The 22,600-nt window shown below is 64.4% G+C and carries 26 protein-coding genes and 1 pseudogene; 11 read left to right on the forward strand and 16 right to left on the reverse strand.

All coding sequences use genetic code 11. The features are described from left to right. Nucleotides 1-32 precede the first annotated feature (32 nt). From NQE15_RS09630 to NQE15_RS09640, 3 genes are read left to right on the forward strand one after another with little or no spacing between them, the layout of a single operon-like run. Complete coding sequence (locus NQE15_RS09630; protein WP_265949126.1) at nucleotides 33-683, forward strand: TRAP transporter small permease subunit; 651 nt, start codon at nucleotides 33-35, stop codon at nucleotides 681-683. Beyond that, entirely contained in the window at nucleotides 680-2,605 is a 1,926-nt protein-coding gene (locus NQE15_RS09635) for a TRAP transporter large permease (protein ID WP_265949128.1), read from the forward strand. The genes NQE15_RS09630 and NQE15_RS09635 overlap by 4 nt, the downstream gene beginning before the upstream one ends. A 44-nt stretch (nucleotides 2,606-2,649) precedes the next feature. Continuing rightward, nucleotides 2,650-3,525: an NAD(P)-dependent oxidoreductase gene (locus NQE15_RS09640; RefSeq protein WP_265949131.1), complete on the forward strand. Its 876-nt coding sequence runs from the start codon at nucleotides 2,650-2,652 to the stop codon at nucleotides 3,523-3,525. A 129-nt stretch (nucleotides 3,526-3,654) separates the two neighbouring features. On the opposite strand, the gene NQE15_RS09645 is transcribed toward NQE15_RS09640, so the two are convergent. From NQE15_RS09645 to NQE15_RS09670, 7 genes are all read right to left on the reverse strand, one after another. Next, nucleotides 3,655-3,939 carry a HigA family addiction module antitoxin gene (locus NQE15_RS09645; protein WP_265949135.1) on the reverse strand — a complete coding sequence of 95 codons (285 nt, stop codon included), beginning with the start codon at nucleotides 3,937-3,939 and terminating at the stop codon, nucleotides 3,655-3,657. Between the two features lie 10 nt (nucleotides 3,940-3,949). After that, on the reverse strand, nucleotides 3,950-4,267 hold the full coding sequence (locus tag NQE15_RS09650) for a hypothetical protein (protein ID WP_265949137.1): 318 nt from the start codon (nucleotides 4,265-4,267) through the stop codon (nucleotides 3,950-3,952). A gap of 127 nt (nucleotides 4,268-4,394) precedes the next feature. Next, the gene (locus NQE15_RS24040; protein ID WP_416336515.1) at nucleotides 4,395-4,787 is read right to left on the reverse strand and encodes a pentapeptide repeat-containing protein; all 393 of its coding nucleotides are present in this window, start codon (nucleotides 4,785-4,787) and stop codon (nucleotides 4,395-4,397) included. 460 nt (nucleotides 4,788-5,247) lie between these two features. Next, nucleotides 5,248-6,021: a DUF2894 domain-containing protein gene (locus NQE15_RS09655; RefSeq protein ID WP_265949139.1), complete on the reverse strand. Its 774-nt coding sequence runs from the start codon at nucleotides 6,019-6,021 to the stop codon at nucleotides 5,248-5,250. A 7-nt stretch (nucleotides 6,022-6,028) separates the two neighbouring features. Next, nucleotides 6,029-6,658: an OmpA family protein gene (locus NQE15_RS09660; RefSeq protein ID WP_265949142.1), complete on the reverse strand. Its 630-nt coding sequence runs from the start codon at nucleotides 6,656-6,658 to the stop codon at nucleotides 6,029-6,031. Between the two features lie 2 nt (nucleotides 6,659-6,660). Beyond that, entirely contained in the window at nucleotides 6,661-8,853 is a 2,193-nt protein-coding gene (locus tag NQE15_RS09665; RefSeq protein ID WP_323054964.1) for a DUF802 domain-containing protein, read from the reverse strand. A gap of 40 nt (nucleotides 8,854-8,893) precedes the next feature. Beyond that, entirely contained in the window at nucleotides 8,894-9,625 is a 732-nt protein-coding gene (locus NQE15_RS09670) for a DUF3348 domain-containing protein (RefSeq protein ID WP_265949146.1), read from the reverse strand. 309 nt (nucleotides 9,626-9,934) lie between these two features. Between NQE15_RS09670 and NQE15_RS09675 the strand changes: the two genes are divergently transcribed. Together NQE15_RS09675 and NQE15_RS09680 are read left to right on the forward strand one after the other, a co-directional pair. Next, entirely contained in the window at nucleotides 9,935-10,264 is a 330-nt protein-coding gene (locus tag NQE15_RS09675; protein WP_265949148.1) for a DUF5710 domain-containing protein, read from the forward strand. A 32-nt stretch (nucleotides 10,265-10,296) separates the two neighbouring features. Further along, nucleotides 10,297-10,911 carry a PolC-type DNA polymerase III gene (locus NQE15_RS09680; RefSeq protein ID WP_265949151.1) on the forward strand — a complete coding sequence of 205 codons (615 nt, stop codon included), beginning with the start codon at nucleotides 10,297-10,299 and terminating at the stop codon, nucleotides 10,909-10,911. A gap of 32 nt (nucleotides 10,912-10,943) precedes the next feature. Here the strand turns inward: NQE15_RS09680 and NQE15_RS09685 are convergent, their stop codons facing one another. The 5 genes from NQE15_RS09685 to NQE15_RS09705 all read right to left on the reverse strand — a co-directional run bounded on the left by NQE15_RS09685 (nucleotide 10,944) and on the right by NQE15_RS09705 (nucleotide 13,496). After that, on the reverse strand, nucleotides 10,944-11,177 hold the full coding sequence (locus tag NQE15_RS09685; RefSeq protein WP_265949154.1) for a rhodanese-like domain-containing protein: 234 nt from the start codon (nucleotides 11,175-11,177) through the stop codon (nucleotides 10,944-10,946). Further along, on the reverse strand, nucleotides 11,174-11,368 hold the full coding sequence (locus NQE15_RS09690) for a hypothetical protein (protein ID WP_265949156.1): 195 nt from the start codon (nucleotides 11,366-11,368) through the stop codon (nucleotides 11,174-11,176). The genes NQE15_RS09685 and NQE15_RS09690 overlap by 4 nt, the downstream gene beginning before the upstream one ends. Further along, nucleotides 11,338-11,868: a DedA family protein gene (locus NQE15_RS09695; protein ID WP_265949158.1), complete on the reverse strand. Its 531-nt coding sequence runs from the start codon at nucleotides 11,866-11,868 to the stop codon at nucleotides 11,338-11,340. Before NQE15_RS09695 ends, NQE15_RS09690 begins: the two co-directional genes overlap by 31 nt. An 85-nt stretch (nucleotides 11,869-11,953) precedes the next feature. Next, the gene (locus tag NQE15_RS09700) at nucleotides 11,954-12,838 is read right to left on the reverse strand and encodes a pirin family protein (RefSeq protein ID WP_265949160.1); all 885 of its coding nucleotides are present in this window, start codon (nucleotides 12,836-12,838) and stop codon (nucleotides 11,954-11,956) included. Between the two features lie 58 nt (nucleotides 12,839-12,896). After that, on the reverse strand, nucleotides 12,897-13,496 hold the full coding sequence (locus tag NQE15_RS09705; RefSeq protein WP_265949163.1) for an FMN-dependent NADH-azoreductase: 600 nt from the start codon (nucleotides 13,494-13,496) through the stop codon (nucleotides 12,897-12,899). 141 nt (nucleotides 13,497-13,637) lie between these two features. Between NQE15_RS09705 and NQE15_RS09710 the strand changes: the two are divergent. Then, nucleotides 13,638-14,539 (forward strand): annotated as a pseudogene (locus NQE15_RS09710) (LysR substrate-binding domain-containing protein). An 80-nt stretch (nucleotides 14,540-14,619) separates the two neighbouring features. Here NQE15_RS09710 and NQE15_RS09715 read toward each other — a convergent pair. The 4 genes from NQE15_RS09715 to NQE15_RS09730 form a co-directional block, all read right to left on the reverse strand. After that, the gene (locus NQE15_RS09715) at nucleotides 14,620-14,964 is read right to left on the reverse strand and encodes a hypothetical protein (RefSeq protein ID WP_265949165.1); all 345 of its coding nucleotides are present in this window, start codon (nucleotides 14,962-14,964) and stop codon (nucleotides 14,620-14,622) included. Between the two features lie 175 nt (nucleotides 14,965-15,139). Next, a complete protein-coding gene (locus tag NQE15_RS09720; protein WP_265949168.1) occupies nucleotides 15,140-16,111 on the reverse strand; it encodes a PA2778 family cysteine peptidase in 972 nt (323 codons plus the stop codon). A 7-nt stretch (nucleotides 16,112-16,118) separates the two neighbouring features. After that, on the reverse strand, nucleotides 16,119-16,526 hold the full coding sequence (locus tag NQE15_RS09725) for a PA2779 family protein (protein ID WP_265949171.1): 408 nt from the start codon (nucleotides 16,524-16,526) through the stop codon (nucleotides 16,119-16,121). 180 nt (nucleotides 16,527-16,706) lie between these two features. Continuing rightward, complete coding sequence (locus NQE15_RS09730) at nucleotides 16,707-17,540, reverse strand: DNA-binding transcriptional regulator (protein WP_265949174.1); 834 nt, start codon at nucleotides 17,538-17,540, stop codon at nucleotides 16,707-16,709. Between the two features lie 291 nt (nucleotides 17,541-17,831). On the opposite strand from NQE15_RS09730, the gene NQE15_RS09735 reads away from it, so the two are divergent. Genes NQE15_RS09735 through mhpD form a run of 5 tightly spaced genes read left to right on the forward strand, consistent with a single transcriptional unit; the run spans nucleotide 17,832 to nucleotide 22,575 of the window. Further along, a complete protein-coding gene (locus NQE15_RS09735) occupies nucleotides 17,832-18,770 on the forward strand; it encodes a 3-carboxyethylcatechol 2,3-dioxygenase (protein ID WP_265949176.1) in 939 nt (312 codons plus the stop codon). 58 nt (nucleotides 18,771-18,828) lie between these two features. Beyond that, nucleotides 18,829-20,052, forward strand: coding sequence for an acyl-CoA dehydrogenase family protein (locus NQE15_RS09740; RefSeq protein WP_265949178.1), 1,224 nt, complete (start codon nucleotides 18,829-18,831; stop codon nucleotides 20,050-20,052). 10 nt (nucleotides 20,053-20,062) lie between these two features. Continuing rightward, a complete protein-coding gene (locus NQE15_RS09745) occupies nucleotides 20,063-20,614 on the forward strand; it encodes a flavin reductase family protein (RefSeq protein WP_265949181.1) in 552 nt (183 codons plus the stop codon). 39 nt (nucleotides 20,615-20,653) lie between these two features. Beyond that, nucleotides 20,654-21,787 (forward strand): ABC transporter substrate-binding protein, encoded by a 1,134-nt coding sequence (locus NQE15_RS09750; protein WP_265949184.1) that lies wholly within the window; start codon nucleotides 20,654-20,656, stop codon nucleotides 21,785-21,787. Next, entirely contained in the window at nucleotides 21,787-22,575 is a 789-nt protein-coding gene (gene mhpD / locus NQE15_RS09755) for a 2-keto-4-pentenoate hydratase (protein ID WP_265949186.1), read from the forward strand. The genes NQE15_RS09750 and mhpD overlap by 1 nt, the downstream gene beginning before the upstream one ends. Nucleotides 22,576-22,600: the final 25 nt, after the last annotated feature.

Here is a 22,600-nt window from a genome sequence, read left to right on the forward strand (position 1 = left end):
GGGTGGCCTTCCTTTTCGAGCGGGGCAGTCATATGCAGAAGCTGTTGCTGGGCATCGACCGGATCAGCACCTTTGTCGGCCATTTCTTTGCCTGGCTGATCGTGGCGCTGACCTTCATGATCTCCTGGGAGGTCTTCTCCCGCTATGTCTTCAACAATCCCCACCCGTGGGCTTTCGACGTCATGATCATGATGTACGGCACGCTGATCATGATGGCCGGCGCCTACACCCTGGCCGCCAGCGGCCATGTGCGCGGCGACGTGCTCTACGGCTTCTTCAAGCCGCGCACGCAGGCGACCTTCGATCTGCTGCTCTACCTCCTGTTTTTTATCCCCGGAGTTTTTGCGCTGGCTTGGGCCGGGTACAACTTCGCGGCCGATGCCTGGGCGATCAACGAACATTCCAACGTGACGGCCGACGGGCCGCCGATCTACCCATTCAAGACGGCGATCCCGCTCGCCGGGGCCTTTTTGCTACTACAAGGGGTGGCCGAGATGATCCGTTGCGTGCTGTGCATTCGCGACGGCGCCTGGCCATCGCGCGTGCAGGACGTCGAGGAGGTCGATGTCGACAAACTCAAGGCCATGGTCCAGGTCAAGGACGAGGAGATCGCCGCCCTCGATAAATACGTCGTCGCCCAGGGAAAAGCCGGCGCCGCTGACGACAGGGGGGCGAGCAAATGAAAATCAAGCGCGAACTCTGGTTCGGCCTCGCCCTGATGGCGGTGATCCTCACCGTGACGGTGGTCTTCATGCCGTGGAGCAACATGAACAACGGCCACCTCGGCTTGCTCATGCTCTCCCTGGTGGTGGTCGCCATCATGCTCGGTTTTCCGACCGCCTTCACGCTGATGGGCATGGGCGTCTTCTTCGCCTGGCTCGCCTACCGCAGCGGCAATCCGGAACTGGCGACGCGCCAGACGCTGGACCTGATGGTGCAGCGCGCCTACTCGGTGATGAGCAACGACGTGCTGATCTCCATCCCCCTGTTCGTTTTCATGGGCTATCTGGTCGAACGCGCCAACCTGATCGCCAAACTGTTCCGTTCGATCGAACTCGCGCTGGCCCGCCTGCCCGGCGCGCTGGCCGTGGCGACGCTGGTTACCTGTGCCGTTTTCGCGACGGCATCCGGCATCATCGGCGCCGTTGTCACGCTGATGGGCCTGCTGGCTTTTCCGGCCATGCTCAAGTCCGGCTACAACGTCTCGCTCTCGGCCGGGGCGATCACCGCCGGCGGCTGCCTAGGCATCCTGATCCCGCCCTCGGTGATGCTCATCGTCTATGGCGCGACGGCCGGCGTTTCCGTCGTCCAGCTCTATGCCGGCGCCTTCTTCCCCGGCCTCATGCTGGCCGGTCTGTACATCGTCTATGTGATTGTCCTCGCCAAGCTCAAGCCACACCTGGCGCCGCCCTTGCCGATGGCAGAACGGCATATCGAACTGCCGGCCGAAGCCAAAATCCTCAATGACCGCTTGGGCCATCGCGCGCTGTCGGTGCTGGCGCGGGCGATTGTGGCCAAGGTTCCCGGCGTCAGTCGCCGTTACGCAGCGCGTGAAATGATCCTCGCCGTGCTGCCCCTGCTGGTTCTGCTCGCCCTGCTGGTCGGCGCCTGGCACCTCGCGACGCGACCGCTGCCGGTCGACGATGCCCAGGGCCTGGTCGCGATGGGGGTGGCCGAAGGCGATGCCAGCGAGATGAGCGGTGGGCTGGCCGAACCGCCAGCCGAGGATGGCGGCCTCAGCGAGCCGCCGACCGAGGAATTGAAGGAGCCCCCGGGTAGCGCTGCCGTGCCCGAGACGGCGGCCAAAACCATTGTCGAAGAAGCAGCCCCCGCCGTCGCCGCCGAACGTTTGCCGACACCCACCTGGTTCTACGGCATCGCCGCGGGCGCAGTGGTTGGCGCTGCGGTGCTCTACTTGCTGCTCAGCTTCGTGCGCCTGGAAATTTTCAAGATGTTGCTGACCTCGTTCTTCCCGCTGGCGATCATGATTCTCTCAGTGCTCGGCAGCATCGTCTTCGGCCTCGCCACCCCGACCGAGGCGGCGGCCGTCGGAGCGCTCGGCGGCTTCGTGCTGGCCGCGGCCTATCGGCGGCTGACCCTGAGCGTGGTCAAGGAGTCGGTGTTCCTCACCGCCAAGACCTCGGCCATGGTGTGCTGGCTGTTCGTCGGCTCGTCGATCTTCTCGGCGGCCTTCGCGCTGCTCGGCGGGCAATCGCTGGTCGAGCAATGGGTCCTGTCGCTGGACATGACGCCGGTCCAGTTCATGCTGCTCGCCCAGTTCATCATCTTCATCCTCGGCTGGCCGCTGGAATGGACGGAGATCATCGTCATCTTCATGCCGATCTTCATCCCACTGCTCGCCCACTTCAACATCGACCCGCTGTTCTTCGGCCTGCTCGTGGCGCTCAACCTGCAGACCGCCTTCCTGTCGCCCCCGGTCGCGATGGCAGCCTTCTACCTGAAGGGAGTTTCGCCGCCGCACGTCACGCTGAACCAGATTTTCCTCGGCATGCTGCCCTTCATGGGCATCCAGGTTATCGCCCTGGCCCTGCTCTATATCTTCCCGCAGATCGGCCTCTGGTTGCCGCATGTGCTTTACAAGTAAGTGCGGAAGCCGCGTTCCTGCCACCCCCCGAAGGAGAAGACACTATGGATATCGGATTTATCGGCCTCGGCCTGATGGGCCGGCCGCTCGCCGGCCACCTGGCCAATGCCGGGCACAGCCTGCATCTATGGGCCCGCCGCCCGGCCGCTCTCGAACCGTTCAAGGACATGGCGGTGCAGTGCCATGCCTCGGCCGCCGAAGTCGCCCGGCACGCCGAGGTCGTCATCACGATGGTCGCCGATGCGCCCGACGTCCGCGAAGTCATTCTCGGCGCCGATGGCATCGCCGCCGGCGCCCGCTCCGGGCTGATCGTCGTCGACATGAGCACGATCAATCCGAATGCGGCCCGCCAGATCGGCGCCGAACTGGAAGCCCGCGACATCGAGTTCCTCGACGCGCCGGTCTCCGGCGGCGAGGTCGGTGCGATCAACGCCACCTTGACCATCATGGTCGGCGGCAAGCCCGAGGTCTTCGAAAAGCTCAAACCGCTGTTCGAGAAGATGGGCAAGTCGATCACCCTGATCGGCGGGGTCGGTGCCGGCCAGGTGGCCAAGGCATGCAACCAGATCCTGACCGGCGTCGGCATCGCGGCCGTGGCCGAAGCTTTCAACTTCGCGACGCGCAGCGGCGTCGATGCCGGGCGGGTGCGCGAGGCCCTGCTGGGCGGCTTCGCCTATTCGCGCATCCTCGAAAACCACGGCCAGCGCATGCTCGACCGCAACTTCAAGCCCGGCTTCAAGGCCTGGATGCACCAGAAGGACCTGCGCATCGTCATGGAAGAAGCCCACCGCCTCGGCCTGATGCTGCCCTCGTCAGCCGCCACCGCCCAACTGTTCAACGCCCTCGTCGGCAGTGGCATGGGCAGTGACGACTCGATCGCGGCGCTGAAACTGCTGGAAATGATATCGATGCCGGAATGAGGCGGGGGGGGGCGACTGGGCGACAGCGATGTCGACAAACCTACGCGATAGAACAGCCGAAAAGCCTTTTTCCGTAAGGCTTCCCGGTTGTTTACCTGATTTATTGGCGTCTGCTGAGACAGTTCCGGGTTAGGCTGCCATTCGAAGCGGTGAGACCGCCGGCAGCGGTTTTTGCTCGGCTTCCCACAAGTCCCGCGCCGATTGCATTTCAAGCCAAACCTCGGGTGTCGTACCCAGCCATGCCGAGAGGCGCAGGGCCATCTCAGCTGAAATCCCGGCTTTGCCGTTCAAAATCTTGGACAGCGTCACGCGAGAAACGCCTAGCTGTTCCGCCGCGGTTGTTACCGTCATGCCCTCCGGGATCCACTCTTTGAGGACTTCGCCGGGGTGGGCGGGGTTGTGCATCCTGCTCATTGTCGTTCCTCTAGTGGTAATCCTGATAATTCACCAATACGGCATCACCATCTTCAAAGCGGAAGGTAATGCGCCCCACAACTTGCGCAGAAAGAATGGATGTTCCCAGCAACTTTTTTGATACGGAGGCCAAAAGTCTTTTTGAGTCACCGCTACCACCGACGATTGACAGCTGGCGCTCCACTCGCCAACCGAAGTCAACCATGACGGTAATTTCCCCTTGTTCATTGCCGACAGAACCGTCCTTTCGCTTCCTTTCTCCAGATAGTGCCCCAAGCTCCAAAAATAGAGCTGAACCGTGGCCAAACCAGACATGCGAAATGGGCATTCCAGTTAGCAAGACAAGGGATGGTCGGGTGACGATTTTGCACTCCTAACGTTGTAGGTAAGGGGCGCTGCGCGGAGCTTTATCGCGCAGCGTCCAGCGACCGGAGGGAGCGGCCTTGACCGCAGTGTTAGGGCTTTTGACTCTGAAACAGCTCATTGAACCCCACGCAATTTGTTGAAGAGCAGCCATAGAGATTTGTTTCGGATGCACTACATAAGCCACCAAGGTTATCAGCCAGAAACTGACACTCGGTGAATGAGCACTCAACAAAACGGCAACCAGAAAAAGCGGTGCCGCGAAACGTACAGCGTTCAAATTTGCAGCCGACAAACAATCCCAAATTGAAGATGCCCCAATACCACTCGAAACCTTGGAAGGTACACGAAAGAAAGACTCCATCTGAGTCTCCGCCCTCCAGTTCGGCTGTTTCGAAGTGACAGTAACGAAAGATCTCCTCGTTCTCGGCAAGAGCCTTCTTGACTTCCTTAGAGGTAGCAAACGTTACGCTTTCCTGCGGCATGTGAGCCCTAACGTGAAGTAGACGGCATATACGCTATATATTCTGGCAAGACGCCATCTATCCTGGTCGGTGCATCAGCCGAAGATGCCCTCCTGGAGTGGTTTACCGTAGGGTCGAGCAGACTATTGCCGAGGATAGGCGGCGGTGAAACAAGGCGTGGCGCCAGGACTCGGGGTCGGGCCGCCGTATCGCCCGGGCGCACGCCATACATGTTGGTCGGTATGGTGCCCGCAATAGCTCGTACCGGTAGGGAAGGGGTCGTTTCCTGCATCGATGTGCCGTGCGCTTTCCTGGACGACTGCGGCGCTGCGAATAGCTGTGCGCCGAAATCGCGTCAGCATAGCGAAGGGTGTTCACCATGTCGAGCGAATAGGGGGCGGGTTCGAAGCCGTGAATTACGGCGGACGGAATGCTGGCTTGCGATCCGCTTTCCGGTTGCGGTCAGGCGTTCGGCGCAGCCTTACCCGGCGTTGCGCCGTGTCGATTTTCGTTTCTTGTCGCCGTCCGTAGCATTCTTTTGCCCCGGGTTGCGGACGATCTCCGTCTGGTCCAGCCAGAACAAGGCATCGACGTAGGACATGAAGCGCTTGAGGTAGTCCGGCGAAACGTCGCGCATCAGCTTCAGCGATTGGAGCGCAAGGCGGTGGGAGTTGAGGGGACCGGCATTGTCGGGCACTTGGGCCAGGGCCTGGGTCAGTTGCTGATCGACGCTGAGCTGCGACCAGGTGCTGCGGAAATAGCTCAGGGCTTTCAGTTCGCCGGGGGGCTCGATCGCCGCCCGGGGGGCGATTGCCGAGCCGTCAAACGGGACTTCCGGCGGGTGCTGCCCGATATGGGCGAGCAGTTCGGCCAAGGGGCTGCGGCCCTGCGCTTCCAGGCGAGCGATGAGCCGCTGCAGGCCGCCGAGGTCGCCGGCTTCGTGGTGCTGGCGCAGATCGTCGGCAGCAGCCGGGAATTGCCCGGTGCTGTGGGCCAGTGCGTCCCCTGCCTGGTTCCGGGCCAGCTCGAGGCGTGCGCTGTAATCGAGCAGCAGCTTGGCCAGCTTGCCCTCCAGAATGTGTTTGACCGAGGCGGGCTGGGTGGCTGCGCGCCGGGCCAGGGCTTCGATGAAACGGAAGCGGACGGGATCGAAGCGATTGGCACCCCGCGCCCGCAGGGCATCGATCATCGCATCGGGCGCGATGTCCGGGAGCGGGGCGGCTTTGGGGGCTCCGGCTGGCCGGGATTTGCGCATGACGCGCCTAGTTCCCCGGGGCCGATTTCGGCACCGGCGCCATTTCGACGCGCCGGTTTTTGGAGCGTCCTTCGGCGTCGGCATTCGAGGCCACCGGCTGCTCGGGACCGAAGGCGGCGGCGAAGATCGAGGCCGCGGGAACGCCTTCGGCGATCAATGTGCGGGTCACGGTCAGGGCGCGCTGGGCGGAGAGTTCCCAGTTGTCGGCGAACTGCTGGTTGCTGCCGAGCACCGGCCGGTCGTCGGTGAAGCCACTGACCATCAGCATTTCGCCGCGCGCCCCGAGGTAGGCGGCGAGCGGCGCGGCCAGCCCCTTGAGGACTTGCCGGCCCTCGGGCTGCAACTGCTCGGAATTCAGGGCAAACAGCACACTACCGCTGATCCCGATGCGGCCGTTGTTCAGCGTTACGCGGCCGGAGGCCAGGGGAATCGCCAGGGCCTTTTCCAGAGCCTGGCGTCGTTGCTCCTCGGCCTGCCGTTTCTTGATCTCGGCTTCGAGGTTGCTCGCCAGTTCCATCTGCACGCCGAGGACGCCGACCAGGATCAGCACGAAGGCCCCGAGCAGGCCGGCCATCAGGTCGCCGAAGACGGCCCAGACCGGCGCCGAGTGCTCGCTGTTGGCGTCGATTTCGTTCATCGTCAGACCTCGCCGGCCACGGCCGCCGGTTTGCCGGAAAGCTGTTGCAGGTCGTCGACGATTTGCTTCTGCGACATGATGCTGAGGTCGATGATTTCCCGCGCCTGGGCGACGTAATAGGCGAGCTGCTCGTCGCTGCGCGCCATGGACTTGCCGAGGGAGCCTTCGATGCGCTGCAGCGCCGCCATCAGCTTGTCGTTGGAGGCGCTGAACAACTGCACCGCGAGGCCGAAGGCTTCGCTCAGGCTCGCCACCTCGATGGCGCCGCCGCTGACCTGAGCGGCGACGTCGACCAGCTTAGTGGATTCGGCCTCGATACGATCGGCGAACTGGCTGCCGACACGGTCGAGCAGGGCGGCGGAGGACGCCACCAGCGCGTCGATCGCGCCCCGCTGTTCGGTCGAGGCGTGGTTGATGGCATCGAGCAGCGCGCCCAGCGTCTCCATGATGCGGCTGCGCTCTTCAAGGAGCGTGTTGTCGCGCGCCATGCTGGCCGACAGTTCGTGGCGCAGTTGGCCGATGACTTCGGCGGCGGCGCGCGGCGCTTCGGCCGCGGTCTGCATCAGGCGGGTGACTTCGTCGATCGTGTGGCTGGCCTGGGCCTGGGCCGTGGCGCTGATCTCGCGGGCGGTCTCGCCGAGCGTCCGGCAGATCTGTTCCTGCTGGGCCAGGGTCTGCGCCCCGGCCTGCTGCCATTCCTGTTGCAGCGAACCCGCCATCGATTCCAGGCCCTGGCTCAGGGCGGTCAGCCGTGCTTCATCCTTGGCCGCCAGCTCGGCCTGCCAGGCGGCATGCGTTTCCTGGATTGTGGCCAGCAGTGCCGCCGAGCGTTGGGCGAAGGTTTCGGCGAAGGAGGCGTGCGACGCTTGCATCCCCGCACTCAGGCCCGCGCTGGCCCGCTCGTGCTGGGCCAGGGCGGCCGTCCAGGTGTCGGCGACGGTGGTTACCGTGCTGTCGAAACGGCTGGACAGGCCATCGAGTTGGGTCTCGACCTTGGCCGCCATGCCGGCGTGCAGCGCGCTCGTCTCCTGGGCGATTTCCCGGGTCGTGGCCGCCAGGTCCGTGCGCAGGCCGGTGTGCGCGGCTTCGACCGAGGCGAGCAGGGCGGCCGAGCGCTGCTCGAAGGTATCGGTGTAGGTGGCCAGCGAGACCTGCAAGCCCTGGTTCAAGTTCTCCGAGCTGCGCTCGTGCTGGGCCAGGGCCGCCGTCCAGGTGTCGGCCACGGTGTCGACGGCGCTGCCGAAGCGCGCCGCGAGGCCGTCGAGTTGCAGCTTGACGGTGTCGGTCAGCTTTTCCTGGAGGACGGTCGTTTCGTGGGCAATGCCGGTCATCGTGGCGGCGACCACGGGCTGGATCGTCTCGCCGGCCAGACGGGCGCTTTCGGTCAGGCTGGTCTTCAGGGATTGATCGACGGAGGCGGCCAGTTCCGAGTACATGCCCTTGGCGTCGCGGTGGAAGCTCTCCTGGCCGGCGAGCAGGCGCTCGTTCAGCTGCTGGCTCTGGCGCTCCATGAGCGTCATCATCGCCTGCAGCTTGTCGACCACCTCGGGCAGGGCCTGGGCTTGGAACTGCAGGGCCTTGAAGGTTTCCTGGCGCTGATGGGTGAGCGAGAAGCCGCGCAGGACGGTGGCGATCCGGGTGTCCAGCACTTGCGCGGTTTGCTGCCGGGCGCGGCGGCAGAGGGCCGAGACCAGGCCGAGCATGGCGGACGCGGCGACCCCGGCGACCGAGGTGCCGAAGGCCAGGCCCAGGCCCTTGACCGGCGCGGCCAGCGCGGAGCGGATGGTTTGCAGGTCGGTCGTGCTTTCCAGCGCGATGACCGCACCATTGAGCGTGACGACCATGCCGAGGAAGGTGCCGAGCATGCCGAGCAGCACCAGCAGCCCGACCAGATACGGGGTCATGGACGGGCCGGGCAGGCCGATGCGCTCGCCTTCGATGCGCAGGCGCACCGGGTTTTGCAAGGCAAGCGGAACCTGGTCGAGCCACTCGCCGAGATCCGTCAGGTTGTCGGGAATGGCCGCCAGGGCGCTGGCCAGGGTGGAGGTCGCCTGATCGAAACGCCGCAATTCGAGCGCCCCCGCGACATAGACCGCCCCGATGAGGGCCGTCATGATCAGGGCCAGCGGACTGGAACCGATATAGCCGACGCCGACCCACAACACGGCGGCCAGGCCCAGGAGGAAGGCCCCCACGCAAATATTTCTGTTCATCGTTACTTTGTTACCTCATTGCCTAGTTGCCTAGCGCTTCAATCAGCCCCGCCACCGGCTCCAGCCGAAGGTCCAGTTCCGCCAACAGGACGGCCTGCATATCGCGGCAGTACGCCGCCAGCCAGCCGCCCGTCTGCATCCACTGCGCCGGGTCGTCCGCCACCGGCGTCTCGCCGCGCGCCGCCTGATGCGCCTTGTACAAGTGCTCGAAGCGCTTGGCGAGGAGCAGGGGCACCATCGCCAGCAGGTTGCGCTCGCGGGTGGCCATCGCCTGGTCCATCACGGCATCCAGGGCGGCGAGCCGCTGGCTGGCCGGGGACTGACCGGCCAGGGCTGCCCGCGCCTTGCCGCGCAAGGGGCCGATGCCCGCCGCCATGTCCCGCTGGTGGGCGAGATAGTAGCGATGGTAGGGCGAAAAATCGGCCGCGCTTTCAACGGCCAGATGCGCCGCCGGGGTCGGCAATTTTATTCGAACATTGCCCGTCTTGAGCACGCCATCGGTGGCGATCGACTCGGCCAGGGCATGGCGCAGGCGAACGAATTCCTCTTCGATGGCCGGGTTCGCCGATGCTTGCGTCGTCGCCCCGTTGCCGACGTTCTCGTGCAGTGCCGAGTAGAGCGCCATCGCATCCGTGAAATCCAGCCACAGGCCCAGTCGTTCGGCGAAGGGCTGCTTCGCTTCGGCGACCTCGGTGACGCTGAAGTCGGCCAGCAGGCGAACGAGCCGGGAACTGTTGAAACTTGTACGCGGCAATCCTCGCGCCATACCGAAACTCGACTTCCAACTGCAAAAAAAGAGGGGCAAGGCTACTACAAAGTGGCTAGGCGGTCAGCGTCGTCGAGCCTAATCCAGGCTGCCGCCGATGTGGCGAAACGGTGGTTTCGCGCTCCCTGGCGCCGTTTGCAGACGGTGCAATTGAATGCAGTCGCCTGGCTTCTTGCTGGCTGACACATTCTGGAAGGAGAGCGGAGGCTGACGGCGGCGGCCCAAACCGGAGATTCGACAGACCCGCGAGCCTGCTCACCTATAATGCGCTCCCCTTTTTCCTGACCAGGGAACAACATGAGACTCGATTTGAAGGTTCCCTTCGCCGAAAAAGATGCAGCGAAAAAGCTGGGCGCACGCTGGGATTCTGCCCGCAAGATCTGGTATGTCGTCGGCCAGGAAGACAGTGCGCCGTTCGCGAAATGGTCGCCGACGCCCCATGACGAGTCGAGCCCGGTTCCCGCTCCGCAAAATAAAGCTCCGGCCCTGACCCGGTCTGCCGGAAAGGTCTATGTGGGCAGCGACTATGTCGAGCATCCGCGTCTTTGCGAATGCCTGCCCTGGGATGTGTGCGACAAGTGCCGGACGACGGCACTGTCTGCCGTTGCGCCAGTGCCTTGCCGCTGAGGCGACCATGAAATATCACCAGGGGAACTGAATTGGAAGCTGTGGCTGTAATCGACTTTGAGACGACCGGTTTGTCACCGGCCCAGGGTGACCGTGCCACCGAGATTGCCGCCGTAATCCTCCACGACGGCAAGATTGTGGACCGCTATCAGAGCCTGATGAATGCGGGGGTGCGCATTCCTTCGTTCATCGAAGCGCTCACCGGAATCTCCAATGACATGATTCGCTCGGCGCCGCCGGTGGCGGATGTGATGCGTGAAGTTTCCGCGTTCATTGGCGATTACCCCCTGGTTGCCCATAACGCCTCGTTCGACTGCAAGTTCTGGGATGCCGAACTGGCCCGCATCAGGCAAACGCGACGCCAGGAGTTCGCCTGTTCCTTGTTGCTGGCGCGCCGTCTGTTGCCGCAAGCCCCGAGCCACAAGCTGGGCGCCTTGGTCGAATATGCCAACCTGCCCGTCGCGGGGCGCGCGCACCGGGCTCTGGCCGATGCGGAGATGGCGGCGAGCCTGATGGTTCACCTGGAAGAGGAGTTGCGCAGCCGGTATCGGGTCCGCGATGTGTCGCATGAGCTGCTGCGCAAGATTCAAAGCGTTCCCAAGGCCAAGTTGGCGCATTGCCTTGAACACCACCAACAAGCGCGGTAGCGATCGCCAGGGCAATGCGATGGTGCGGTCGCCTACGCTGCTTCCACGGTCGCCGCCCGCCAGGCTTCGTAACCGCCCCGCAAAGGCCGTACCGAGAGGTAGCCTGCCTTGAGCAGGCGGTGTGCGGCCTGTATCGCGCCGGCGTCTTCCGGGCAGTTGCACAGGGTGACGATGGGCTGATGCTTCGGCCAGTGGCCGACGGCATCGAGCAGGCGATCGTGCTCGGCGATGGTGGCGCCGACGATCGGGCCGGTCTCGGCGATCATGCTCTGGCCGCGCAGGTCGAGCAGGAGCGGGGCTGCTCGGACTCCATGGCCGCCAGGAGTTCTCCCGGCGTGATGTGCGGCACCGCCGACAGTTGCCGGAAGCGATACTTCTGCCACAGTTTCCAGCTTATCCAGACAATGGCCAGGCCACCGAATGCAATCAGCGCGCTGCCGGCATGCTGATCGAGCACGCCGATCGCCGAATGCACTTCCTTGCGCAGAACCCACCCGGCCCGAGGGCGAGGCCGGCCCACAAGGCGGCGCCGGCGGCTGCGGCGAGCACGAAGCCGGGCAGGCGCATGCGCAGGGCACCGGCAATCGGCGGGGCGACAGTCGAGAAACCGGGGATGAACTTGGCGACGACCAGCGAGCCGAGGCCCCAGCGCACGAAGCGGGCTTCGGTCTGGCTGACGCAGGAGCCGGGGTTGATCGATAGCCGGCACAGCCCGGTCAGCACCCGGTAGCCGAAGGCCCGGCCGGCGAGGTACCACATCCAGTCGGCGATTACCGAGGCAAGGATGGCGGCGGCCAGCATGTTGGCCAGTTGTCCCGAGGAGAGGGCGAGGCTGCCGGCCAGCAGCAGAGTCGGCACGGCCGGCACCGGCAGGCCGGCCTGTTGCAGCAGAACGTTGAGAAAAACCACCCAGACCGCGTCGCGCTGGAGAGAGTCGGTGATCTGGGAGAGGTCCATCGCGTCGCTTTCCGGTTGTCTTCAGGTTTGCATTGTCACGCCCTGGGGGCAATCCCTGGGTACGACCGGGGTTGGGCGACTTGGTTCACAGCGATTGCACGACCGCGGCTTCGAATTTTCCGGCCTGATAATCGCGCAGAGTCTGCTGGATTTCCTCGCCGGTATTCATCACGAACGGACCATACTGGGCGATCGGCTCCTTCAACGGCCGGCCGGCGATGATCAGCACCCGCGCGGCTTCCGGCGCTTCGATGCAGACTTCGTCGGCGCCGTCGTTGGCGAGGATCGCCATGTGGCGGTCCGCGACCTCGGTGCCGCCGATGCTGACCCGACCGCGATAGGTGTAGGTGAAGGCATTGTGGCCGGCCGGAATCGGCTGCACGAAACGGCTACCGGCCGGTAGATGGACGTCCAGATAGAACGGTTCGGTGTGCGGGCGCTGCACGGCACCGGCGACACCGTGGCTGGAACCGGCGATGACGCGCACGCGCACGCCGTCCTCGGTCGTGAACTCGGGGATGACATCCGACGGAATGTCGCGATAGTTGGGCGCGATCATCTTGTCCTTGGCCGGCAGGTTGAGCCAGAGCTGGAAGCCTTCCATCAGTCCGGCTTCCTGTTCCGGCAATTCGGAATGGATCAGGCCGCTGCCGGCGGTCATCCACTGCACGCCGCCCGGCCCGAGCAGGCCGGCATTGCCGGCGCTGTCGTGGTGGCGCATGCGGCCGGCGATCATGTACGAGACGGTTTCGAAGCCGCGGTGCGGATGATCGGGGAAGCCGCCGATGTAGTCGTCGGGATTCTCGTTGCGGAAGGCGTCGAGCATCAGGAAAGGATCGAGCCGGCGCTGCAGGTTCTGGGTCAGCACGCGGGTCAGGCGGACGCCGGCGCCGTCGGAGGTCGGAACCCCCTGGACCAGACGCTCGACGCTACGGAACGAGGTGCTATTGGTGCTGGATGCTGTACTCATGATCGTGGGCTCCTGATGGTGGAGACGGCAGCGCGGGCTACCGCCTTGGCCTATCGGTTTAGGCAAAGATTTCGTCGATTCGTGCCTCGGCCTCGGCGAAAGCCTTGGTCGCGGACTCGGCGCCCATGGCCAGACCTTCGGCGAAGATGAACTCGACGTTGGTCATGCCGAGGAAGGCGAGCACGCTCTTCAAATACGGCGTCTGCGAATCGGCCGGGGTGTCGCGGTAGAGGCCGCCGCGGGCCAGGGCGACATAGACCTTCTTGCCCTTGAGCAGGCCTTCCGGACCGTTCGCGGTGTAGCGGAAAGTGACGCCGGAACGGGCGATGGCGTCGATCCAGGTCTTCAGTTGCACCGGCACGCCGAAGTTGTACATCGGCACGCCGAGCACGATGGCGTCGGCCGCCTGGACCTGGGCGATCAGCGCATCGTCGAGGGCGACGCGGGCCGCCTGTTCCGGCGTGCGCTGTTCGGCCGGGGTGAACAAGGCACCGAGCGCCGGTTCGTCGAGCACCGGGTGCGGGTTGGCGGCCAGGTCGCGTAGGTCGACGACGGCATCGGGGTTTTGTGCCAGCAGGCGGGCGGTGACGGTATCGGCCAGACGGGTCGAGTTGGAACCGGCGGAACGGGCGCTGGCGTTGATTTGCAGGATTTTCATGATCGTTTTCTCCAGGGTTGGGGTGGGGAGCGAGGCCGGCATCTGCCGTAACCATGGAGCTCATTCTATTGGCTGAATTTGTGGGCCGGAAGCCGTTTAAATGGGTATGATTGTTCCGTAAATGAAACAATAAGGATGCCCATGAGCCTCGATGCCAACGACCTGATCCTCTTCGCCCACATCATGGAGGCCGGCAGCTTTTCCAAGGCGGCGGAACGCACCGGTCTGCCGAAATCGACCCTGTCGCGGCGCATTACGGCGCTCGAAACCAAGCTCGGCGAGCGCCTGCTGACGCGCAGCACCCGCCGCCTGGCGATCACCGAGTTCGGCGAGCGCATTCTCGATCACGCCAAGCGCCTGCTCGAGGAAACCGAAGCCGCCTCGGCCATGGCGCTGCATCGGCAAGGCACGCCGCGCGGCGTGTTGCGGGTTTCGATGCCGCCCGATTTTCGCGAGTTGGATCTGACCCCCTTGCTGCTGCAATATGCCGCGAGTTACCCGGAAGTGCGCCTGGAACTCGATCTCTCGCCGCGCCGTGTCGATCTGTTGGCCGAACGCTTCGACCTCGCCGTGCGCGCTGCCAGCCGGCTGCCCGACGACGGCACGCTGGTCGCCCGCAAGCTGTGCGAAATGACGAACGGCCTCTACGCCAGCCCGGCCTACCTGAAACGCTATGGCATCCCGGCCAGCCCACCCGACCTGCTCGATCACGTCGGCCTGCGCCTGATCGGCGGCAACGGTGAAGCCCAGCCGTGGCGCCTGGCGCGCGGCACCGAGACCTGGGAAGGGCTACCGAATGGCCCGCTGGCCGTCAATTCCCCGGCCTGCAGCGCGACCTCGCGGCGCACGGCATGGGCATCGTCGCGCTCGACGAGCGTTTTGCCGAAAAAATGCTGGAACAGGGCCTGCTTCAGCGCGTACTGCCCGAATGGTGCCTGCCGACCGTCACCCTCTGGTGCGTCACCCCGGGCCGCCGCCTGCTGCCGGCGCGGACTACCGCTTTTATCGAGATGCTGCGGGCGACGTTGTCCAGGGGGAAGTGAATGGGACGTGGCAAATACAAGAGGCCGCAACTGGGCGGCCTCATTATTTAGTCCGGCTTAGCGTTTTTGTGACCTAGTGGTCACGGAGTGTCACGTCCGCCAATCGGGCCAAGGCGGCGTTCGATGTCGCGGTTGAGCATGCTCGTTGCGCTGGGTTCTTCGCCACGAATCGGGCCTTGTGCGCCACGTTTTGGAGCCCACAGGGTTGAACTCAGGGGGCCAAGATTGACTTGGTCATATTGGGTTTGGTCAAACGTCGCAGAGCTGTCACCAGAACCCATACTGCTGAAATATCCGGGAGTCGAAATACCCCCTTCATTGTAGTGCTTGGCCATATCAGCATGGGCCACGCTAGCCATGCCAAAAGCTGCAACAGCGGTTAATGCGATTCCGCGTCCTAGACGACCGATGATTTTTTCTTTCATGATCTTTCTCCTTGGGAATACCCCAAGCTTCTCGGGGTACGAATTAGACGCAGACGCGTTTCCACACGTTCCAATTAATTTTCAGTTATTTTGCTTGGCGGAATCGCGCCTGCCGACCGTAGTCGTCTGGTGCGTCCACAGGGTCGCTACCTGCTGCCGGCGCGGACCAGCGCCTTCATCGAGACGCTGCGGCTTCGATGGCTTCCAGGGTTTCGAGCAAGGTCGGGCGTAACGGCCCGGCAACGGCCAGACCTCGTTCCGCCGCCAGGCGCGCTTCCGTGCCTTGCCCCAGTTCGAGCAGCACGCGGGCGCGGTTGTTGTGGGCCGCCGGCAGATCGTGTTCTTCGGCTACCCGGCGAAAGACCGCCTCGGCGCCGCGCTTGTCGCCCGCAGCATGCAGGGCGTTGCCCAGCCCCATCGCCAGCGTAAGGTTGTCGGGCCAGCGTTCGAGGGCGCTGCGATAGGCCTCGGCCGCGGCCTTGGCCGCGCCGTTGCGCTCGAAGGCGACCAGGGCACGCGTCACCTCGGGCTCGCTGGCCGTCGCCGGCAGGCGGCCCGGCGGCAGCGTGACGAACGCCCAGTGCTGGCTGCGATTCCAGGTGTATTCGAAAGTCCGCAGGCTGACTTCCTGACGTTTCAACGGCCCGGAGCGCAACAGCAGATGCCCGGCTTCGAGGTCGTAGCCGATTGCCACGGCGTAATGCCACGATGGAATCCACGACAGGCCGAGGTTTTGCAGCACGACCACCGGATGGCCGGCCGCAATTTCGCGCAACAGCGCATCCGTGGTGCCCGGAATAAGCGTTGCCACCGCCCCGTGACGACGGGCACCGGCCAGCATCTCGATCTGCAGCGACCCTTGCCGGCCGGGCAGGAAGACTTCGCCGATCAGGGTGTCGGGGCTTACCGGCAGGCCGGCCGCCGTCAAGCTCGTGGCGAGTGCTGCCGGACCGCAATAATGGCTGTCGTCAGCGAAAAATGGGGTATCCGCCAACTCGGCACGTGACGGCAGGTCGGGGAAGTGCTCTCGCTGGTACTGCGCATTCGGGGTGGCGCACCCGCCGAGCAGTAACAGCGCTAGCAACGCCAGGGCGGCGGGCGCAATCCCCCGTCGCTCCCGTGCCGGCGAGCCGGTTAACGAAGTCACGCCTTGGTCAGCGGATCGAACGCGTGAACGGAAATATCTTGGTCCACCCCATGATGTCGGTGAACAGCAATACGAGAAAGATCAGCACCAGCGCACCGATGATCCCGCCGCCATCTGCCCCGGCGGGGGCGCTATCGATTCGGTCGGCAAGGTTGGCTGCCTCTTCGTCGGTCAGCGCGGCGACTCGTTCGACGGCGAGCGCTGGATCGACCCCCAGGCGCGCCATTTCGGCACGAACGTCGGCGCGGGCCAGCGCAGCCGTCAGGCGGACATGGCCGGACGCCGCCTGATCGACACTGGCCAGGCGGGCGACCTCCTCGGTGGAGATCATTCCGGCATAGGCCGTCTGGAACATCATCGCATTGACCAGGCTCAGGCTGAGAAGGATGGCAAGAAGACGCTGAAGGGTTTTCATTGTGTTCTCCTTTGGGTGGCTTGCGTGCGGTGTACGGGCCGCCGCCGCTCGCAATGAGTGACGCTGTCGACGGCCTATGTGTTTACGTGTCGCTTTCGGGCATGGAAGTTCCCTTTCTTGTCCCTGCAATACGGCATGGGCCAGGGCCGCGAGCTGAGCCACGTTGGCCGCCACCTGTCATCAGGCGGCAGGCTCGGCATGGTCGGCTTGAACCAGCGTCTCCATTTCGTTCAGGCGGGCTTCGATCTTGGTCACGGCGGCATTCAGTTCCGGCAGATAGCGCTCGACCGCTTCCGCCGTGCTCATCGCCTTTCTCAGGTAAACCACGTTGATGCTGGCCAGGACTTGGTCCTTGTGGCGGATCGGGACGGCGAGGGCGGCGATTTTCTGTTGCTGGTGCCATTCACCGTCGTTGGTCGCGTAGCCCTGGCGGCGGACCTTCTCCAGCATCTGCTCGACCAGCACGCGGTTGCGGGCGAAGTTGGCCTGTTCGTCGTTGCCGGCGACCAGCAGGCGGAGGATCTGCTGCCGCTCCTCGGCGCTGCAGAAGGCGAGATAGGCCCGGCCGGCCGAGGTGAACAGGACCGGCATGCGCTGGCGGATCATCGCCCGGTGGAAGGAGAGGGGGCTGAAGCGGTGGGTGGTCTCGCGCACCAGCATGCAGTCGCCGTCGAGGGTGCACAGGTCTGAAGGCCAGACCAGCTTCTGCAGCAGTTCGCCGAGTACCGGATTGGCGACTTCCGAAATCCATTCGTCGTCGGTGAAGCCGTCGCTGAGCTGGCGGATTTTCTGGTTCAGGCGGTAGCTGTCGTCCGAGGCGCTGCGCCGGACGTAGCCTTCGGCCTGCAGGGTTTCGAGCAGGCGGCGGACGGTTGTCCGGTGCAGGCCGGTCGTCGTGCTCAGTTCGGCGATCTTCGCCCAGCCGTCGGGTGAGCGGTTGATCGCCTGCAGGATGGCCAGCCCGCGGCTCAGGCCCTGGACGTGCCGGTAGGCGGCACCGCTCGATGGACGCATGGTTTTCCCGTTTTGTACTGAAAACATATTTCAAAAACAATGTTGTGCATATTGTGAACATTGCGGAGATAAATTTTCTCCGGCGCTTGCATCTCCCTAGAATCGCTCCATCAACTAAAACGGCGTGGAGACGAAGATGAAACTGACTGACTGCACAAGCGATACCGGGTAGCCGACAAGTCCGGCCCCGTCCTTCGCCACTCACCCCACAAAATTTCGGCCCTTGCGCTCGGGAACCTCGCGGTTCCCGCCGGGAGCGGCTTGCCTGAATCCACAGATCAAGGAGCATTCATGAGCATCAAGCTGAAATGCCTGTCCCACACCCCGCTGCGCGGCCTGAACGATCCCGGCGCCGACGTCGTCAGTGAAGTCGATGCCATTCTCTCCCGCTCGCGGGCCGAAGTCGAAGCCTTCGATCCCGAGCTGATCGTCGTTTTTGCGCCGGATCACTACAACGGCCTGTTCTATGACCTGATGCCGCCCTTCGTCATCGCCACGGCAGCCGACTCGGTGGCCGATTACCAGACGCTGCCCGGGCCGCTCGCGGTCGACCAGGGGCTGGCGCTGGAGATGGCTAAGTTCATCCTCGACAGCGACATCGATATCGCCATCTCGCACCGCCTGCAGGTCGATCACGGCTGCACCCAGACCCTGGAAGAACTGACCGGCAGCCTGACCCGCTACCCGGTGATTCCCATCATCATCAATTCGGTGGCGCCGCCCTTCGGTCCCTATCGCCGCATCCGCAAGCTCGGTGAAGCGGTCGGCCAGTTCATCGCCAAGCTCAACAAGCGCGTGCTGATCCTCGGTACCGGCGGCCTCTCGCACGAACCGCCGGTACCGCTGCTCGCCGATGCGCCGGAGGAGGTCGCCAACTTCCTGATCGCCGGCCGCAACCCGACGCCCGAATTCCGCGCCGCCCGTCAGGCGCGCACCATCGCCACCGGCAAGATTTTCGGCACCGCCGAATGCCCGCTGACGCCGCTCAACACCGAATGGGACCTGGCCTTCATGGACCTGCTGGTGGAAGGCCGCCTGGCTGAAATCGACAACTTCAAGATCGAGGAAATCTCCCGCGCCGCGGGCCGCTCGACGCACGAAATCCGCACCTGGGTCGCTGCCTTCTCGGCCCTGGCCGCCGCGGGTTCCTACCACGCTCGCCAGGACTACTACCGTCCGATCAACGAGTGGATTGCCGGTTACGGCGTGATCAGCGCCGAATTGTGCTGATTCCTGCTGAATCCGCGCCGCTTAACGAAACACGTCTATCAAATTCAGGAGACCCAACATGAGCAAGATTGAAAAGTTCGCCGTCGAAATCCCCAGCGAAGCCGAAATCGTCCAGCGCGCCCACGACATGATTCCCATGCTGCGCGCCCAGGCCGCGGAATGCGAAAAGAACCGCATGGTTTCCCCGACGGTCATCCAGGCCTTCAAGGATGCCGGCTTCTTCAGGATTCTCCAGCCCAAGCGCTGGGGCGGCTACGAAATGAACCCCAACGTGCTGAACAAGGTGCTCATGGAACTGGCCCGCGGCTGCCCGTCCAGTGCCTGGAACGTCATGGTGCTCGGCGTCCATCCATTTGAAGTGGGCCTGCTGCCGCACACGGTGGGTGACGAACTGTGGGGCGAGGACAACACCAAGCTCGTGTCCTCCTCCTACGCGCCGTTCGGAACGGTCGCCAAGGTCGAAGGCGGCTACAAGCTCAACGGCGACTGGCTGACCTCCAGCGGATGCGACCATGCGGCCGGTGGCGCCTTCGTTGGCGGCCGCGTCGAGGAAAACGGCGAACTGGTCTTCCGCTCCTTCTGGATCCAGCGCAGCGACTTCGAGATCGTCGACGACTGGTTCGTCGTCGGCCTGGGCGGCACCGGCTCCAAGAAGCTGGTGATCAAGGACGTCTTCGTCCCCGACTACCGCAGCCACGCAATCGGCGCCTACGACGAGCATTCGCACGGCGGGGTCGAGAATCTGTACAAGATGCCGTTCTTCTATGTCTTCTACGCCGCAGTTTCGTCAGTGATCATCGGCATGGCCCGCGGCATGGTCGACCTCTACATCGAGCACATGGTGCCGCGCCAGAACCTCAACCAGGCCGTCGGTGCGGCGGTTAACGATCCGTTCATCAAGGGCAAGCTGGGCGAGGCCTATGCCAAGATCGTTGGCGCCTCCTCGCGTGTTATCCAGAACACTGAAGAGGCCTGGAGCTTTGCTTCCAAGGGGCAGATGGTGCCGCTCGATCTGCGCATCCGCCACTTCGCGACCAACCAGTTCACCGGCGGCGAGTGCTTCGAGGCGGCCCACATGATCTTCAAGAAGACCTCGACCCGCGGCGTCTGGATGAACTGCCCGATGCAGCGCCAGATGCGCGACATCCTGGTCGGAGCCAATCACATCACCCAGAACCAGGACAACATCGGCGACCTCCTGGGCGGCCAGCTGCTCGGCAACCCGCTGCCCCAACCCAACCCGTTCGGCGCCAAGCCGGCGGCAACGACGCAATACCAGTGAGCTGCCGGCCATGAACGCACAAATCAACCAGTTGCTGGACTGGACGCCGAACGCCCGGCTGGCCGAGGTGCCGACCGTGACCTCCGACGATCATCGCTACGGCATGCGCCACTTCGCCGTCGGCGTCACCATCATCACTGCCCGCGACGGCGAACAGCGCGCTGGCCTGACCGCCACCGCGGTCTGTTCGGTGACGGCCGATCCGCCCCGCCTGGTCGTCTTCGTCAACAAGAATGTCGCGGCCAGCGAGGTCATCCGCAACAGCGGCGCGCTCTGCATCAATGTCCTGGCCGGCGACCAGGAGGAGGTCGCCAAGGTCTTCGCCGGCATGGTCAAGGAGGTGCACGGCGACGCCCGCTTCGAGCACGGCCGCTGGCGCGAACTGACCACCGGCGCCCCGGCGCTCGACGGCACGCTGGCCAATTTCGACTGTCGCGTCATCAAGGTGTTTGACGAAAGCACCCACCACGCCTTCCTCTGCGAAGTGCTCGCCACCTGCGAGCGCAACGACGGCGAGGCCCTGATCTACCTGAACGGCGGCTTCCGCCGCATTCCGCAGTAAGCCGCCCAGCGGCATCCGACACCCCCTGAGGAGACAACAATGAAACTGGACAAACTGCTGGTCCTGACCATCGCCGCCCTGGCCGCCGCCCCGGCCTTCGCCGACATCAACGTCGGCATCATCGCCTCGCTGACCGGCCCGGCCGCGGCGCTCGGCGCCGAGACCAAGAAGGCGGTCGCCCTGTTCCCGGCCACGGTCGGCGGCGAGAAGGTCAATTACATCCTGCTCGACGACGGCACCGACCCGACCAGCGCCGTCAAGAACGTCCGCAAGCTGATTTCCGAAGACAAGGTCGACGCCATCCTCGGCCCCAACCTGATCAGCACCGCCGTCGCCATGGCCGATGTCGCCAATGCCGAGAAAACACCGATGATCTCCGTCGCCCCCCTCGACGTCGCCGGCGATAAGCGCGGCTACGTCTTCCGCAGCGAGCCCTCGGCCGACCTCATGGTCCAGCGCATCGTCGCCGACATGGTCGAGAACGGCGCCAAGACGGTGGGCTTCATCGGCTTCTCGGATTCCTGGGGCGAACTGCTCTTGAAGGCGCTGACCAAGGCCGGCGAAGGCAAGCTCAACATCGTCGCCTCGGAGCGTTACGGCCGGGCCGACCCGAGTGTCCAGGCCCAGGTCCTGAAGATCATGGCCGCCAAGCCGGACGTCGTCTTCGTCGGCGCTTCCGGCACGCCGGCCGCGATGCCGCAGATCACCCTGCGCGAGCGCGGCTTCAAGGGCAAGATTTATCAATCGCATGGCGTGACCAGCAAGGAATTCCTGCGCGTCGGCGGCAAGTCGGTTGAAGGGGCGCTGATCCCGGTCGGCCCGGTGCTGGTCGCCGAGCAACTGCCGGACAGTCACCCGGCCAAGAAGAACGGCGTCGCCTTCGTCAAGGATCTGGAAGCCAAGAACGGTCCGGATTCCCGCTCGACCTTCGCCGGCGCCTCCTGGGATGCCTGGCTGCTGCTCCAGAACGCCATCGTCGGCGCCCAGAAGGGCAAGACCAAGGCTGGTACGCCGGAATTCCGCGCCGCCCTGCGCGATGGCATCGAGAAGACCAGCAAGCTGGTCGGCACCAACGGCGTCTACACCATGGCCGCCAACGACCACGCCGGCTACGACGCGAGCAGCATCGTGCTGATCAAGGTCGAGAACAATCACTGGAAGCTGGTGAAGTAATGAGTGACGCCATTCTCACCACCCAATCGGCCGCCGCCCTGCTCAAGGCGGCGGTCGCCAGCCGCCAGCCGATCGCCCCGCTGCGCGAGCGCCTGGCCCTGACCAGCCCGGAGGCTGCCTACGCCGTGCAGGAGGTCAACACCCAGGCCTGGCTGGCCGAAGGCCGCCGCCTGGTCGGCCGCAAGATCGGCCTGACCTCGCTCGCCGTGCAGGCCCAACTCGGCGTCGACCAGCCCGACTTCGGCATGCTGTTCGCCGACATGGCGGTCGGCGACGGCGAGGTGGTCGCTCTGAATCGCCTGATCCAGCCCAAGGTCGAAGCCGAAGTCGCGCTGGTCATCGGCCGCGACCTGACCCATGAACGGCATACCTATGCCGATCTGATCCGCGCCACCGAATACGCGCTGCCCGCCATCGAGATCGTCGACAGCCGGATCGAGAAATGGAACATCCGTTTCGTCGATACCGTAGCCGACAACGCCTCGAGCGGCCTCTTCGTGCTCGGCGGTCGGCCGGTGAAGTTGAGCGATCTCGATCTCACCGCCTGCGCCATGGAAATGAAGCGCGGCGAGGAAGTCGTCTCGCGCGGCAATGGCCGGGCCTGCCTGGGCAGCCCGCTGAACGCCGCGATCTGGCTGGCCGACGTCATGGTCCGCTGCGGCCGCCCGCTGCAGGCCGGCGACATCGTGCTGACCGGCGCCCTCGGGCCGATGGTCGCGGTAACCGAGCCGGGTCGCTTCGATGTCCGCATCGACGGCCTCGGTACGGTCAGCGCCCTGTTCGCCTGAAATCAACATCCCCACGGAGAATGCA

The organism is Dechloromonas sp. A34 (genome assembly GCF_026261605.1).
Taxonomy (GTDB): Bacteria; Pseudomonadota; Gammaproteobacteria; order Burkholderiales; family Rhodocyclaceae; genus Azonexus.